A 14,127-nucleotide genomic window follows, 5' to 3' on the forward strand; every position below is an offset into this window, starting at 1 on the left:
AGCGCTGGCGATCAGACGCCCGCTACCGCGCAGAGGCTTGTCATTCTGGCAATGGCAAGCTCGGGGTCGGCCAGCAACCCTGCCTGGTCGGCAAGGCGAAAGACATCGGAATAGTGGCGGATGCCGCGCGCCGATTGCATGCCGCCGATCATCGAAAAATGCTCCTGGTGGCCGTTCAGCCATGCCATGAAGACGATGCCGGCCTTGTAATATTCGGTCGGCGCCTCGAAGATTTTGCGCGACAGCGGCACTGTCGGGGCCATCAGCGCGTCGTAGCCGGCGCGGTCGCCGTCGGCCAGCTTTGCCAGCGCTGCATTGGCGACCGGCGCGATCGCATCGAAAATGCCGAGCAGCGCGTGCGAATGTCTGTCGCCGTTGCCGGCGATCAGCTCGGGGTAATTGAAGTCGTCGCCGGTGAACATCACCACGCCCTCGGGCAGCCGGTCCCTGAGCGCGATCTCCTTGCCGGCATCGAGCATCGATATCTTTATGCCCTCGACCGTGCCGGCGTGGCGTTCGATGATGGCGATCACCGTCTCGAGCGCAGTTTCGAAATCGCTGCTGCCCCAGTAGCCTTTCAGCGCCGGATCGAACACGTCGCCCAGCCAGTGCAGGATAACCTTGCCGGATGCCTGGGACAGGATGCGGTCGTAGACGCTGGCATAATCGTCGGGGCCTTTTGCGATCGCCGCAAGCGCGCGGCTGGCCATCATGATCACCTTGCCGCCAAGCCCTTCGATGAACCCGAACTGCTCCTCATAGGCCGCGATGACATCGTCGAGCGTGCTCGCCGCCCCCGGCGTCAGATGGTCGGTGCCTGCGCCTGACGCGAGAGTGGCGCCCTCGACGCTCCGCGCCTCGGCGATCGAGCGGCGGATCAATTCCCTGGCATTCACCCAGTCGAAGCCCATTCCGCGCTGCGAGGTATCCATCGCTTCGGCGACACGGAAGCCGAGCCGCCAGAGGTGATGGCGAAACGCGATCGTCTTGTCCCAGTCGACCGCGGGCCTCGACCATGGATTGGTCATGGCGAAAGGGTCGGCGACGACATGGGCCGCGGCGTAGGCGATACGCGAGAACCGCGCGCTGGCCACAGGCTGCACCGGCTGGCCGATAAGCCGGTAGAGGACGCGGCCGCCGCCTTCCCCGGGCAAGGTGATGTCCATGGCTCTCTCCTTCCCAGCGCCTATTAAATGGAACGTTCCAATAAATCAAGAGACTTTGCCGCCCTGCCTCGCGCAGCCCAAATTGCTGCATCGCAGCAGGTGAAGCCGTATTTAGTAGACGATTGCACCCACTGAGCCGCACTTTTCTCGGGTTCGCAAAAACACGATTGACTCAAATGCCTCGCAGAGATTAGATCGTTCCAATAGAAATCGCATAAGAAACCTCCGGGAGGACAGATCTGGATGGCCAGCCGGGCCAAGGCAACGATACTCGACATCGCCCGTGAGGCGGGCGTGTCCAAATCGACGGTATCGCTGGTGTTGCAAGGCAGCCGGCTGATCCGGCCTGAGACCGCGCTCAAAGTGCGCAAGGCGATCGAGGATGTCGGCTATGTCTACAACCGCGGCGCCGCCAATCTGCGCAAGGCCCATTCCAACGTCATCGGCATGGTCATCAACGATCTTACCAATCCGTTTTTCGCCGAGATGGCGGTCGGCATGGAGCGCGTCTTCCAGTCGGCCGGCATCGTGCCTTTCATCGCCAACACGGCGGAGAGCCCGGTGCGCCAGGAAGAGGTTTTGAAATCGCTGATGGAGCAGGGTGTCGCCGGGCTCGTCGTGTCGCCGGCGCGCGGCACCACGCCTGGCGCGTTCCGCCGCCTTGAGACCGCAGGCGTTCCGGTCGTTTTCGTCATGCGCCGCCTCCCCGAAAGCCGCATCCCGGTGATCACGCCCGACAATCATCGCGGCGCCTATCTTGCCACCGCCCATCTGATCGGCAAGGGCCACCGCCGGCTGGCCTTCTTCGGCGGCTCGTCCGACCTTGTCGTCTATCACGAGCGGCTGGGCGGCTTTCGCGCGGCCTGTGAAGCGTTCGGCATCGCACCAGCCGACAGGCTGGTCTTTGAGGGCGAAACCAGCCGCAAGGGCGGCATAGCCTGCCTGGAAACCGCGCTCGCCATGGCCGCGCCCCCGACCGCGGCCCTTTGCTTCAACGATGCGGTCGCCTTCGGCGTCTTGCTGGCGCTGCGCAAGCGCGGCCTGGAACCCGGCGCGGACTTTGCCGTCGTCGGCTTCGACGACGTCGCCGAGGCCGAGCACTACATGCCGGCGCTGACCAGCGTCGCGGTGAACACCGCCGGCCTCGGCGAGCGCGCCGCCCATGTCGTGCTGAAGATGATCCAATCGCGCACCACGCGCGCCGAGGATCATATCGGCGCCGTCAACCTCGTGGTCAGGGAAAGCTGCGGCCCCGATCGCAAGGAGCATGGCTGCGCAGGAATAGGAGACGCGGCATGACCGTCAGTTGGGGGCTGATCGGCGCCAGCACGATCGCAAGACAGTTCATGATCGGCGCCATCCGCGCGCAGCCGGACGGCGAGATCGCCGCAGTGATGAGCTCCAGCCCGGAGCGGGCTACCGCCTATGCTCGGGAAAACCGCATTCCGGCGGCGGTCTCGACGCTTGATGAATTGCTCGGCTCCGACATCGACGCCGTCTACATCTCGACCACCAACGAATTGCATCTCGAACAGACACTCGCCGCCATCGAAGAGGGAAAGCATGTGCTTTGCGAAAAACCACTGGCGCTGACCAGCGCCGACGCGCGCAAGATGGTCGCGGCGGCCAGGGCCGCCGGCGTCGTGCTCGGCACCAATCACCATCTGCGCAATGCGGGCTCGCATCGGGCGATGCGCGAAGCGATCGCTGCCGGCCGCATCGGCAGACCGATCGCCGCGCGCGTCTTCCACTCCGTCTATCTGCCGGAAAACCTGCAGGGCTGGCGCATCACCAGGCCGGACGCCGGCGGCGGCGTGGTGCTCGACATCACCGTCCACGATGCCGACACGCTGCGCTTCGTGCTCGGCGACGATCCCGTCGAGATCTCGGCGTTCACGCAATCGGCCGGCATGGCCGCCGGCGGGCTGGAAGACGGCGCCATGTGCCTCTGGCGTTTCGCATCGGGCGTCATCGCCCAGTCGCATGAGGGCTTCACGACAAAATTCGCCAGCACCGGCTTCGAGGTGCATGGCAGCGAAGGCTCGCTGATCGCCAGGGATGTGATGACGCAGAAGCCGGTCGGCTCGGTGTTGCTGCGCACGGCACAGGGCGAGGAGGAATTGAGCTTCGACCGCGAAGATCTCTATGCCCGTTCGCTGCACCAATTCCACGCGGCGATCCGTGGCGAGGGCCAGCCTTCCGCCACCGGCGAGGACGGCGTCTGGTCGCTGACATCAGCCGAAGCGGCATTGCAGTCGGCCAGGTCCGGCAAGGCCGTTGCCATCGACCCGAAGCTCGGGAGTGCTGGATGAGCAAGCTCGTTTCCGCGGCTGAGGCTGCCGGCCTGATCAGGGATGGCGTGGTCGTTTCCGTGTCGTCGTCGAGCGGCCTCGGCTGCCCGGATGCGGTGCTTGCCGCGATCGGCGAGCGCTTCGACGCCGAAGGCCATCCCAAGGACATCACGACGCTGCACCCGATCGCCGCCGGTGACATGTACGGCATCAAGGGCATCGATCACTTAGCCAAGCCCGGCCTGTTGAAGCGCACTTTGTGCGGGTCCTATCCATCCGGGCCGTCATCTTCCGAACCACCCGAGATCTGGAAGATGATCGGCGACAATTCGGTCGCTGCTTACAACGTGCCGTCCGGCATTCTGTTCGACATGCATCGCGAAGCCGCCGCCAAGCGTCCAGGCGTGCTGACCAAGGTCGGGCTCGATACCTTTGCCGACCCGCGCCACCAGGGCTGCGCCATGAATGCTGCCGCCAGCGAGCCGATCGTTTCGGTGCAGCAGTTCGATGGCGAGGAGTGGCTCTATTTCCGCTCGATCGTGCCGCAGGTGGCGATCATCCGCGCCACCACCGCCGATGAGCGCGGCAACCTTACCTATGAGCATGAAGGTGCCTATCTCGGCGGCCTCGAACAGGCGCTGGCCGCCCGCAACAATGGCGGCATCGTCATCGCGCAGGTCAAGCGCGTCGTCGAGAACGGCACGCTGAAGCCACACGATGTGCGCGTACCCGGCGTGCTGGTCGATCATATCGTCGTGGCGCCCGACCAGTTGCAGACGACGCTGACGCCCTACGATCCGGCCATCTCCGGCGAGATTTTCCGGCCGCTGTCGAGCTTTCGTAACGCCGAGATGAACGTCCAGAAGGTCATCGCCCGCCGCGTCGCCATGGAGCTTGCCGACGGCATGGCGGTCAATATCGGCTTCGGCATCTCGGCCAACGTGCCGCGTATCCTGATCGAGGAAGGCCAGCACGGCAAGGTCACCTGGGTCATCGAACAGGGTGCGGTCGGCGGCGTGCCGCTGCTCGACTTCAAGTTCGGCTGCTCGTCGAATGCCGACGCCTTCATGCCCTCTCCGCACCAGTTCATCTATTTCCAGGCCGGTGGCTTTGACGCCTCACTGCTGTCCTTCCTGCAGATCGACCGCCACGGCTCTGTCAACGTCTCGAAGCTTTCGGCGCGGCCCCACGTCACCGCTGGCGCCGGCGGCTTCGTCGACATCACCGCGCGGGCGAAGAAGATCGTCTTTTCCGGTTTCTTCAACGCCGGCGCCAAGCTGTCGCTTGCCGGTGACGGCATCCGCATCGACCAGGAGGGCAAGGTCAAGAAAGTCGTCGACGAGGTCGAGCATATCTCCTTCTCGGGCAAGCGTGCCGTCGCGCAGGGACAGGATATCACCTATGTCACCGAGCGTTGCGTGATGAAGCTGACGCCGGCGGGGCTGATGGTGACCGAGTTGGCGCCGGGCATCGACCTCGAGCGCGATGTGCTGGCGCAGGCCGAGATCCCGCTCGCCGTCGCCAACGACCTGAAAGTGACGCCGGATGCGCTCTACCGGGACCGGCCGATCGGCCTGTCGCTCAATGGCGGCGCGTCGCTTGGAGGCGCACATGGCTGAGCGTCTGGTAACCTTTGAAACCGACGGCGCCATAGGCATTGTCACGCTGCGCCGGCCGGAGAAATTCAACGCGCTCGATATTCCGATGCTGCGGGGGTTGGAAGCAGCGCTCGACGAAGCCGAGGCGGCGCAGACCGTCCGCGTCGTGCTGATCTGCGGCGAAGGCAAGGGCTTTTGCGCCGGCGGCGATGTCGAGGCTTGGGCAGAAATGAGCGCCGCCGATTTCCAGGTGCAATGGGTGCGCTACGGCCATCGCGTCTTTGATCGGCTGGCGCGGCTGCGGCAGCCGACGATCGCCGTGCTTGCCGGCCATGCGCTGGGCGGCGGGCTGGAACTGGCGGCGGCTGCAGACTTCCGCGTGGCGGAAACACAGGTGAAGCTGGGGTTCCCCGAAACCTCGATCGGCGTCGTTCCCGGCTGGTCCGGCACCCAGCGCGCCGTGCGCCGCTTCGGCGCACAGGCAGTGCGGCGGATGGCGCTCGGCGGCGAAGTGTTTCTGGCTACCGAGGCTCTTGCTCTGGGGATTGTCGACCGGGTGGTCGAGACCGGTAAGGCGTTCGCCGAAGCCAAGGCCTGGGCCGGCAAGATCGCCGAGCGCGGGCCACTCGCGACCGAGGCCGCCAAGCTGATGATTGCCATTGCGGAAAGCGAGGAGAGTGCTGCCGCGACCGAAGCGCTGGCCAGCGGCTTCATCGCGCTGACAAGCGATCTCAGGACCGGCGTCGAGGCTTTCAGCGCCAAGCAGAAACCGGCGTTCTCAAGATCTTAGGAACCTGAAACTCACATGAACGCACCTCTCAACATCGCCATGCCCGCCGAGGCAGCCGCAGCGCCGAAAAACTACCGGCTGCTGATCGACGGCAAGTTCGTCGACGCTCGGGACGGCCGCACGCTGGAGCGCAGCAGCCCCGGCCACGGCTTCACCGTCTCGCGCTATGCACAGGCCGGCGCGGCGGACGTCGAGGCTGCGGTACAGGCCGCGCACAAGGCCTTCGAGACCGGCCCGTGGCCGCGCATGAAGGCCGCCGAACGCGCCGCGATCCTGCTCAAGGCTGCTGACCTGATCGAGGCGCGGCTGGACGAGATTGCCCGGCTCGACGCGCTGGAATCCGGCAAGCCGATTGCCCAGGCGCGCGGCGAGATCGGCGGCGCCGTCGATATCTGGCGTTATGCCGCGGCACTTGCCCGCACGCTTCACGGCGAAAGCTACGCCAATCTCGGCGACGCCATGCTCGGCGTCGTGCTGCGCGAACCGATCGGCGTCGTCTCCATCATCACGCCGTGGAATTTCCCGTTCCTTATCGTCAGCCAGAAACTGCCCTTCGCGCTCGCCGCCGGCTGCATGGCGGTGATCAAGCCGAGCGAGATGACCTCGGCTTCGACTTTCGTGCTCGGCGAGATCCTGATGCAGGCCGGCCTGCCGGATGGCGTCGTCAACATCCTTGCCGGTCTGGGCGCCGATGTCGGCGCACCGATGGTCAGCCACCCGCTGGTCGAGATGGTGTCGTTCACCGGCTCTACCCGGGTCGGTAGGATGACCATGGCCTCTGCTGCCAACTCGCTGAAGAAAGTCTCGATGGAACTCGGCGGCAAGAACGGCCAGCTCGTCTTTCCCGATGCCGACCTCGAAGCCGCTGCCGACGCGGCGGTATTCGGCGGCTTTTTCAATGCCGGCGAATGCTGCAATGCCGGCAGCCGGCTGATCGTCCATGAGGCGATCGCCGACGACTTCCTCGGCGCCGTCAAAGCACTCACCGCCAAGGTGGTTGTCGGCGATCCGCTCGACGACCGCACCATGGTGGGCGCGATGATCTCCGCCGACCATGTGGCCAAGGTCACCGGCTACGTGACGGCAGCGGAAAACGACGGCGGCCGGATCTATTGCGGCGGCAAGCAGCTTGCTGCGAGCGCCGGCCAGTATCTTGATCCGACAATCGTTCGCGACGTCACCGAAGACATGGCCATTGCGCGCGAGGAAGTGTTCGGTCCGGTGCTCTCGGTGCTGACTTTTGAATCGATTGAAAGGGCGTTGCACATCGCCAACAACACGCCCTATGGTCTGTCGGCGGGCGTGTGGAGCGCCAGCATCGATACCTGCATGTCGGTGGCGCGGAATGTGCGTTCGGGAACCGTTTGGGTGAACACGTTCATGGAAGGTTATCCCGAACTGCCTTTCGGTGGCTACAAGCAGTCCGGTCTCGGACGCGAACTCGGCAAGCGCGCCGTCGAGGATTATACCGAGGAAAAGACAATCCAGTTTCATCGCGGTCAGCGCACCGGATGGTGGGTCGGCTGAGTTGGGAAGAACCCGGTGGCCATCCGCCGGTCGTTGTAAGTTCAACAAGGGAGGAAGTACATGTTGCGCAAACTGCTTATCGGGACGGCTCTCGCAGCGGGCGTTGGGTTCGCGGCCCATGCCGAGGACGTCAAGGAAGTCCAGATGCTGCATTGGTGGACGTCGGGCGGCGAAGCTGCCGCGCTGAACGTCCTCAAGCAGGATCTGGCCAAGGAAGGCTTTGCCTGGAAGGACGTGCCGGTGGCCGGCGGTGGCGGCGACGCCGCCATGACCGCGCTGAAGGCGATGGTGGCGGCCGGCAACTACCCGACCGCCTCGCAGATGCTTGGCTATACCGTGCTCGACTACGCCGCGGCCGGCGTCATGGGCGACCTGACCGAGACGGCGATAAAGGAAGGCTGGGACAAGTCCGTTCCCGCCGCCCTGCAGAAATTCTCCGTCTATGACGGCAAGTGGGTCGCGGCTCCGGTCAACGTCCACTCGGTCAACTGGCTGTGGATCAACAAGGCGGTGATGGACAAGATCGGCGGCACCGAGCCCAAGACCTTCGACGACTTCATCGCGCTGCTCGACAAGGCCAAGGCGGCGGGCGTCATCCCGCTCGCGCTGGGCGGCCAGAACTGGCAGGAAGCGACCATGTTCGACTCGGTCGTGCTGTCGACCGGCGGGCCTGAGTTCTACAAGAAGGCCTTCAACGACCTCGACGAGGAATCCCTCAAGTCCGACACGATGAAGAAGTCGTTCGACAACCTCGCCAAGCTCGTCACCTATGTCGACCCGAACTTCTCAGGCCGCGACTGGAACCTCGCCACCGCCATGGTCATCAAGGGCGATGCGCTGGTGCAGGTGATGGGCGACTGGGCCAAGGGCGAATTCAACGCCGCCAAGAAGGTCCCGGGCACCGACTTTCTCTGCTATCGCTTCCCGGGCACCGACGGCAGCGTGATCTACAACTCCGACATGTTCGGCATGTTCAAGGTTCCGGAAGACCGCAAGGCCGCCCAGATCGCTCTGGCCACCGCAACTCTGTCGAAGAGCTTCCAGTCGGCCTTCAACGTGGTCAAGGGCTCGGTCCCGGCCCGCACCGACGTGCCGGACACCGACTTCGACGCATGCGGCAAGAAGGGCATGGCCGATTTGAAGGCCGCCAATGAAGGCGGCACGCTGTTCGGCTCGCTGGCGCAAGGCTACGGCGCCCCTCCGGCGGTTGCCAACGCCTACAAGGATGTTGTCTCGAAGTTCGTCCACGGCCAGATCAAGACCTCGGACGAGGCCGTGACCCAACTGGTCAGTGCGATCGAAGACGCCAAGTAAGCACCCGCCCATGTGAACGATCTCCCCGGCGCAGGCCGGGGAGATCCCTTGCGGAGGGGTTTGGCGGTTGCGCTGACCGGCACGCTTCGTGCCGGAGGACGCGACGACAGAATTCCGGACCCGCGATACGGAATGGATCGATGAGCATAGTTGCTGAAACCAGTATCACGCTGACGCCGGAGCACGGTGCCCGTCCGGGCGCCACGGTGCGCTCGCGCCTGCAGGACGCGCTGCCGAAGCTCGTGCTGGCGCCGAGCTTCGCCGCCACCGTCGTCTTCGTCTACGGCTTCATCCTGTGGACGATCTATCTGTCCTTCACCAATTCCAAGACCTTTCCCTCCTATGCGATCACCGGGCCACGCGCCTATCAGCGGCTGTGGCGCTGGACTTTCGAAAGCGATCCGCCGTCCTCCTGGTACACCTCGATCACCAATATGGGGATTTTTGGCTTCCTCTATATTTCCATCTGCCTGGCGCTCGGGCTGTTCCTGGCGATCCTGCTTGACCAGAAGATCCGCGGCGAAGGCATGTTGCGGCCGATCTATCTCTACCCGATGGCACTGTCCTTCATCGTCACCGGCGTTGCCTGGAAATGGTTTCTCGACCCCGGCCTTGGCCTCGAGCAGACGCTGCACCAATGGGGCTGGACGAGCTTCCATTTCGACTGGATCAAGAACAAGGACTTCGTCATCTACACTGTGGTCATCGCCGGTGTCTGGCAGGCGTCAGGCTTCATCATGGCGATGTTCCTGGCCGGCCTGCGCGGCATCGACGGCGAGATCCTGAAGGCGGCGCAGATCGACGGCGCCACCACGTTCCAGCTCTACCGTCGCATCGTCATCCCGCTGCTGCGGCCGATCTTTCTGTCCGCCTTGATCGTGCTCGCGCATCTCGCCATCAAGTCCTATGATCTGGTCGTCGCGCTGACCAGCGGCGGGCCGGGCGGCTCGGCCTGGCTGCCGTCGAACTTCATGTATGAGTACACCTTCAAGCGCAACGAAATGGCCGTCGGCTCGGCCAGCGCCGTGATCATGCTGATGACTATCACCGCGATCATCGTTCCCTATCTCTATTCCGAGCTTCGGGAGAAGCCGCGATGAGCGCCATAGCCACTCCTGCTCGCCAGAGCACTGGCGGTATCCGCGCCAGGACGGTCAACCGTATCGTCATCTACGGGCTGCTGGCGCTGTTTGCGCTGTTCTATCTGATGCCGCTGTTCGTCATGCTGGTGACCTCGTTCAAGACCATGGACGAAATCCAGAACGGCAACATGCTGGCGCTGCCGCAGGCGCCGACCTTCGCCCCCTGGATAAGGGCATGGAGCGAGGTCTGCTCGGGTCTCACCTGCGTCGGCATGAAGGGTTATTTCTGGAACTCGATCAAGATGGTGGTTCCGGCGGTCATCATCTCGACCCTGCTCGGCGCGCTCAACGGCTATGTGCTGACGAAGTGGCGCTTTCGTGGGGCGACGCTGGTGTTCGGGCTGATGCTGTTTGCCTGCTTCATCCCGTTCCAGTCCGTGCTCTTGCCGATGGCAACGATCCTCGGCAGCCTCGGCCGGTTCGGCGTCAAGCTGCAGAACGCGACCGGCTTCACCTTCGGCTTCGGCAATCCAACCGTGAACCTGGTGTTCGTTCACGTCGTCTACGGCATCGGCTTCACCACCCTGTTCTTCCGCAATTATTACGAAGCGTTTCCGAACGAGCTGGTGAAGGCGGCGCAGATCGACGGCGCCAGCTTCTTCCAGATCTTCCGGCGCATCATGCTGCCCAACTCGCTGCCGATCATCGTGGTGACGGTGATCTACCAGTTCACCAACATCTGGAACGACTTCCTCTTCGCCTCCGCCTATGCCGGCTCAGGCGACGTGATGCCGATGACGGTGGCGCTGAACAACGTCGTCAACACCTCGACCGGCGTCGTCGAATACAACGTCAATATGGCGGCGGCGATGATCGCCGCGCTGCCGACGCTCCTCGTCTATGTGCTCGCTGGCCGCTATTTCGTGCGCGGCCTTATGGCCGGCGCCGTCAAAGGATAATCGCATGGCTTTTCTGGAAATTGACGGGCTGAAGAAGCGGTTCGGAGCGGTCGAGATCCTGAAAGGCATCGACCTCGACCTGGAAAAGGGCGGCTTCCTCGTGCTGGTCGGGCCTTCCGGTTGCGGCAAGTCCACGCTGCTCAACACCATTGCCGGCCTGGAAACCATCACCGAAGGGGAAATCCGCGTCGACGGACGCACGATCAACGATCTCCACCCCTCCAAGCGCGACATCGCCATGGTGTTCCAGAGCTACGCGCTCTATCCGAACATGACGGTGGCCGGGAATATTGCCTTCGGCATGGAGATGCGCGGCGTGCCGGCCGATGAGCGCCAGAAAGCGATCGACAAGGTGGCAAAGGTCCTGCAGATCGGCCATTTGCTGAAGCGCAAGCCAAGCCAGCTTTCCGGCGGCCAGCGCCAGCGGGTCGCCATGGGTCGGGCGCTGGTGCGCGATCCAAAGCTGTTCCTGTTCGACGAGCCTTTGTCCAATCTCGACGCCAAGCTGCGCGTCGACATGCGCATCGAGATCAAGCGCCTGCACGCCACCACCGGCACCACCATCGTCTACGTCACGCACGACCAGATCGAGGCGATGACGCTGGCCACCAAGATCGCGGTGATGCGCGACGGCGAGGTGCAGCAGTTCGGCACACCTGCTGAAATCTATAACAATCCGGTCAACCTGTTTGTTGCCGACTTCATGGGCTCGCCGGCGATGAACCTGATCCCGGCGACGATCGGCAGCAACGGATCCGGCTTCTCCGTCGTCATGGAGCGCGAGGCGCGCCAGCCGATTTCGCTGCCGCTGGCCAATGCGCCGGCCGGCCTGTCGGCATTCCACGGAAAACCAATCATCTTCGGCGTCCGCCCGGAAGCACTGACCGATCCCGAAGGCGCCGAACGCAACGCCTCGAACATCGCCCGCGCCGACTGTCATATCGAGGTCATCGAGCCGGCCGGCTCGGATACGTTCGCGGTCACCAATCTCGGCGGCAAGGCGGTGGTGGCGCGGCTGCGCGCCGATGCCAACATCCAGCCCGGCACGGTCACGCCGCTCGCCTTCAACCTGACCAAGGCGGTGTTCTTCGATCCGGCGACCGAGAAACGCATCGTCTGACCGCCATGACAAATCCAGACATCGTCATCATCGGCTCCGGCATCGGCGGCGCCACGATCGCCTCCGGCCTTGCCGGCAGTGGCGCCTCGATTCTGATGCTGGAGCGCGGCGAAGCCCTGCCGGCAACCCCGCACGCACGCGACACCCGCGCAATCTTCGTCGATGGCCACTATAGGCCGAAGGAGATGTGGCTCGAGGCCGGCGCAGCGCCTTTCAACCCGGGCAATTACTACTATGTCGGCGGCAATTCGAAATTCTACGGCGCGGTGCTGATCCGCTACCGCAGGGAAGACTTTTCGGAGATGGAGCACTATGGCGGCATCTCGCCGGCCTGGCCCTTTTCCTACGAGGAATTCGAACCCTGGTATTCCAGGGCCGAGCAGCTGTTCCGCGTGCGCGGTGCACTCGGTGAAGACCCGACCGAGCCATTCCACTCGATGCCCTACCCTTTCGGGCCGGTGCCGGACGAGCCGCCGATCGCGCGTGCCCGCGCCGAGCTCAGGAGCCTGGGCCTGCACCCGGCATCGCTGCCGCTCGGCGTCGACATCGAAGCCTGGCTGAAGGACGGCAGCACGCCGTGGGACGCGTTTCCTAACACCGGCGCCGGCAAGGTCGACGCCCAAACGGGGCCGCTGGCCGTCGCCCTTGCCGACCAGAACATCAAGCTGGAGACCGGCGCCCACGTCGAACATCTCGAGGCATCGCCGGATGCGAGGACAATCGCTGCCGTCCATTATCGACAGAACGGTACGCTGAAGAAAGTCGCGCCGAAGTTGGTCATCCTATCGGCCGGCGCAGTCAATTCCGCCGCCATCTTGCTGCGCTCGCCCACCCCTCAGGGCAGAGGCGGTGGCAAAGGCCTGGCCAACCGCTCCGACCAGGTCGGCCGCAACTTCATGAACCACAATTCGAGCGCCATGCTGGCGATCGATCCACGCCGCCGGAACAAATCCGTCTACCAGAAGACGCTGATGCTGAACGATTATTATCTGTCCGACGGCAGGGGCGGCAAGCCGCTCGGCAATGTCCAGCTCCTCGGCAAGATCGACGGCAATATCCTCAAGGCCAATGTCAGGCGCGCGCCCAAATTCGCGCTCGATTTCATGGCCGGCCACGCCGTCGACTGGTATCTGATGTGTGAAGACCTGCCCGATCCCGAGAGCCGCATCATGGTCGACGGCAAGGACATCGTCATGCAGTGGCGGCGCTCCAACATGCAGTCGCTCGACGGACTGACCAAGGTGATGCGCGAGAATTTCCGCGCCTGCGGCTATCCGATCGTCCTGTCGCGGCCGTTTGACAAGCGCACGCCCTCGCATCAGTGCGGCACGGTGAAGATGGGCAACGATCCAGCGACCTCGCCGCTGGATCCGTTCTGCCGCTCCTTCGACCACAGCAATTTGTTTGTCGTCGATGCCGGCTTCCTGCCGAATTCGGCCGCCGTCAATCCGGCGCTGTCGATCGCCGCACAGGCGCTGCGCGTCGCCGACCACATCCGCAAGACGGAGCTTGCAACATGAGCCGCCCCGCAGCCATCGTCACCGGCGGCGCGCGCGGCATCGGCCTTGCTTGCGCCGAGGCGCTGGCCGATGCAGGCTTCGACATCCTCGTTGCCGACCTTGCCGACGAAGCCGCCGACGGGCTCGCCGCCGACATCACCGGGCGCGGCGCGAAATTGGCCTATGCCAGCAGCGACATCGCCGACCTCGACGGCCATGCAGCGCTGATCGATGCCGCGACAAGCGCCTTCGGCCGCATCGACTGCCTGGTCAACAATGCTGGCATCGGCACTGTCCTGCGCGGCGATCTGCTCGAGCTCAAGCCGGAAAATTTCGACCGGGTGCTCGGCATCAATCTGCGCGGCACGGTGTTCCTCAGCCAGGCCGTCGCCAAAGCGATGCTAGGCCTGCCGGGCGATGGTGCGAGATCGATCATCACCGTCACCTCGGTCAGTGCCGCCATGGCCTCGCCGGAACGTTCCGACTACTGCATTTCCAAGGCCGGGCTTTCGATGTGGGTGAAGAACCTGGCGCTGCGGCTTGCCACCGAAAACATCGCCGTGTTCGAGGTGCGGCCGGGCATCATCCGCACCGAGATGACCGCGGGTGTCACTGCCAAATATGACGCGCTGATCGAGGGCGGGCTGGTGCCGGCGATGCGCTGGGGCGAGGGCCAGGATATCGGTGCCGCCGTGGCGGCGCTCGCAGGCGGCAAGCTCGGCTTTTCGACCGGCTCGGTCATCAATGTCGACGGCGCGCTGTCGGTGCCGAGGCTATGAAC

Annotated in this window: 12 protein-coding genes; 11 read left to right on the forward strand and 1 reads right to left on the reverse strand. The window is 64.2% G+C overall.

Annotated features, from left to right (window positions below; genetic code table 11):
- Positions 1 to 11: 11 nt before the first annotated feature.
- Complete coding sequence (locus tag NKH80_RS08940; protein ID WP_352991015.1) at positions 12 to 1,166, reverse strand: dihydrodipicolinate synthase family protein; 1,155 nt, start codon at positions 1,164 to 1,166, stop codon at positions 12 to 14.
- A 243-nt stretch (positions 1,167 to 1,409) separates the two neighbouring features.
- Between NKH80_RS08940 and NKH80_RS08945 the strand changes: the two genes are divergently transcribed.
- From NKH80_RS08945 to NKH80_RS08995, 11 genes are all read left to right on the forward strand, one after another.
- On the forward strand, positions 1,410 to 2,465 hold the full coding sequence (locus NKH80_RS08945) for a LacI family DNA-binding transcriptional regulator (RefSeq protein ID WP_352991018.1): 1,056 nt from the start codon (positions 1,410 to 1,412) through the stop codon (positions 2,463 to 2,465).
- A complete protein-coding gene (locus tag NKH80_RS08950; protein ID WP_352991021.1) occupies positions 2,462 to 3,478 on the forward strand; it encodes a Gfo/Idh/MocA family protein in 1,017 nt (338 codons plus the stop codon). Before NKH80_RS08945 ends, NKH80_RS08950 begins: the two co-directional genes overlap by 4 nt.
- Positions 3,475 to 5,076: an acyl CoA:acetate/3-ketoacid CoA transferase gene (locus NKH80_RS08955; protein ID WP_352991024.1), complete on the forward strand. Its 1,602-nt coding sequence runs from the start codon at positions 3,475 to 3,477 to the stop codon at positions 5,074 to 5,076. Before NKH80_RS08950 ends, NKH80_RS08955 begins: the two co-directional genes overlap by 4 nt.
- Positions 5,069 to 5,845, forward strand: a complete 777-nt coding sequence (locus tag NKH80_RS08960) for an enoyl-CoA hydratase/isomerase family protein (RefSeq protein ID WP_352991027.1) — start codon at positions 5,069 to 5,071, stop codon at positions 5,843 to 5,845. The genes NKH80_RS08955 and NKH80_RS08960 overlap by 8 nt, the downstream gene beginning before the upstream one ends.
- Positions 5,846 to 5,860: 15 nt before the next feature.
- Positions 5,861 to 7,372 (forward strand): aldehyde dehydrogenase family protein, encoded by a 1,512-nt coding sequence (locus NKH80_RS08965; RefSeq protein ID WP_352991030.1) that lies wholly within the window; start codon positions 5,861 to 5,863, stop codon positions 7,370 to 7,372.
- Between the two features lie 60 nt (positions 7,373 to 7,432).
- The gene (locus NKH80_RS08970) at positions 7,433 to 8,686 is read left to right on the forward strand and encodes an ABC transporter substrate-binding protein (RefSeq protein ID WP_352991033.1); all 1,254 of its coding nucleotides are present in this window, start codon (positions 7,433 to 7,435) and stop codon (positions 8,684 to 8,686) included.
- Positions 8,687 to 8,826: 140 nt separating this feature from the next.
- Positions 8,827 to 9,786 carry a carbohydrate ABC transporter permease gene (locus NKH80_RS08975; RefSeq protein WP_352991036.1) on the forward strand — a complete coding sequence of 320 codons (960 nt, stop codon included), beginning with the start codon at positions 8,827 to 8,829 and terminating at the stop codon, positions 9,784 to 9,786.
- Entirely contained in the window at positions 9,783 to 10,727 is a 945-nt protein-coding gene (locus NKH80_RS08980; RefSeq protein ID WP_352991040.1) for a carbohydrate ABC transporter permease, read from the forward strand. Before NKH80_RS08975 ends, NKH80_RS08980 begins: the two co-directional genes overlap by 4 nt.
- Before the next feature lie 4 nt (positions 10,728 to 10,731).
- A complete protein-coding gene (locus NKH80_RS08985; protein WP_352478183.1) occupies positions 10,732 to 11,847 on the forward strand; it encodes an ABC transporter ATP-binding protein in 1,116 nt (371 codons plus the stop codon).
- Positions 11,848 to 11,852: 5 nt separating this feature from the next.
- Positions 11,853 to 13,367: a GMC oxidoreductase gene (locus tag NKH80_RS08990; protein WP_352991043.1), complete on the forward strand. Its 1,515-nt coding sequence runs from the start codon at positions 11,853 to 11,855 to the stop codon at positions 13,365 to 13,367.
- A complete protein-coding gene (locus NKH80_RS08995) occupies positions 13,364 to 14,125 on the forward strand; it encodes a 3-ketoacyl-ACP reductase (protein WP_352991046.1) in 762 nt (253 codons plus the stop codon). Before NKH80_RS08990 ends, NKH80_RS08995 begins: the two co-directional genes overlap by 4 nt.
- Positions 14,126 to 14,127 lie beyond the last annotated feature (2 nt).

The sequence above is a fragment of the Mesorhizobium sp. M0904 genome, assembly GCF_040319475.1.
GTDB lineage: Bacteria > Pseudomonadota > Alphaproteobacteria > Rhizobiales > Rhizobiaceae > Mesorhizobium.

What these genes read in the sequence shown, in the direction of transcription:
- NKH80_RS08945 (WP_352991018.1), top strand. Translation starts at nt 1,410, where the DNA reads ATGGCCAGCCGGGCCAAGGCAACGATACTCGACATCGCCCGTGAGGCG.
- NKH80_RS08970 (WP_352991033.1), top strand. Translation starts at nt 7,433, where the DNA reads ATGTTGCGCAAACTGCTTATCGGGACGGCTCTCGCAGCGGGCGTTGGG.
- NKH80_RS08990 (WP_352991043.1), top strand. Translation starts at nt 11,853, where the DNA reads ATGACAAATCCAGACATCGTCATCATCGGCTCCGGCATCGGCGGCGCC.
- NKH80_RS08965 (WP_352991030.1), top strand. Translation starts at nt 5,861, where the DNA reads ATGAACGCACCTCTCAACATCGCCATGCCCGCCGAGGCAGCCGCAGCG.
- NKH80_RS08950 (WP_352991021.1), top strand. Translation starts at nt 2,462, where the DNA reads ATGACCGTCAGTTGGGGGCTGATCGGCGCCAGCACGATCGCAAGACAG.
- NKH80_RS08955 (WP_352991024.1), top strand. Translation starts at nt 3,475, where the DNA reads ATGAGCAAGCTCGTTTCCGCGGCTGAGGCTGCCGGCCTGATCAGGGAT.
- NKH80_RS08940 (WP_352991015.1), bottom strand. Translation starts at nt 1,166, where the DNA reads ATGGACATCACCTTGCCCGGGGAAGGCGGCGGCCGCGTCCTCTACCGG.
- NKH80_RS08980 (WP_352991040.1), top strand. Translation starts at nt 9,783, where the DNA reads ATGAGCGCCATAGCCACTCCTGCTCGCCAGAGCACTGGCGGTATCCGC.
- NKH80_RS08960 (WP_352991027.1), top strand. Translation starts at nt 5,069, where the DNA reads ATGGCTGAGCGTCTGGTAACCTTTGAAACCGACGGCGCCATAGGCATT.
- NKH80_RS08995 (WP_352991046.1), top strand. Translation starts at nt 13,364, where the DNA reads ATGAGCCGCCCCGCAGCCATCGTCACCGGCGGCGCGCGCGGCATCGGC.
- NKH80_RS08985 (WP_352478183.1), top strand. Translation starts at nt 10,732, where the DNA reads ATGGCTTTTCTGGAAATTGACGGGCTGAAGAAGCGGTTCGGAGCGGTC.
- NKH80_RS08975 (WP_352991036.1), top strand. Translation starts at nt 8,827, where the DNA reads ATGAGCATAGTTGCTGAAACCAGTATCACGCTGACGCCGGAGCACGGT.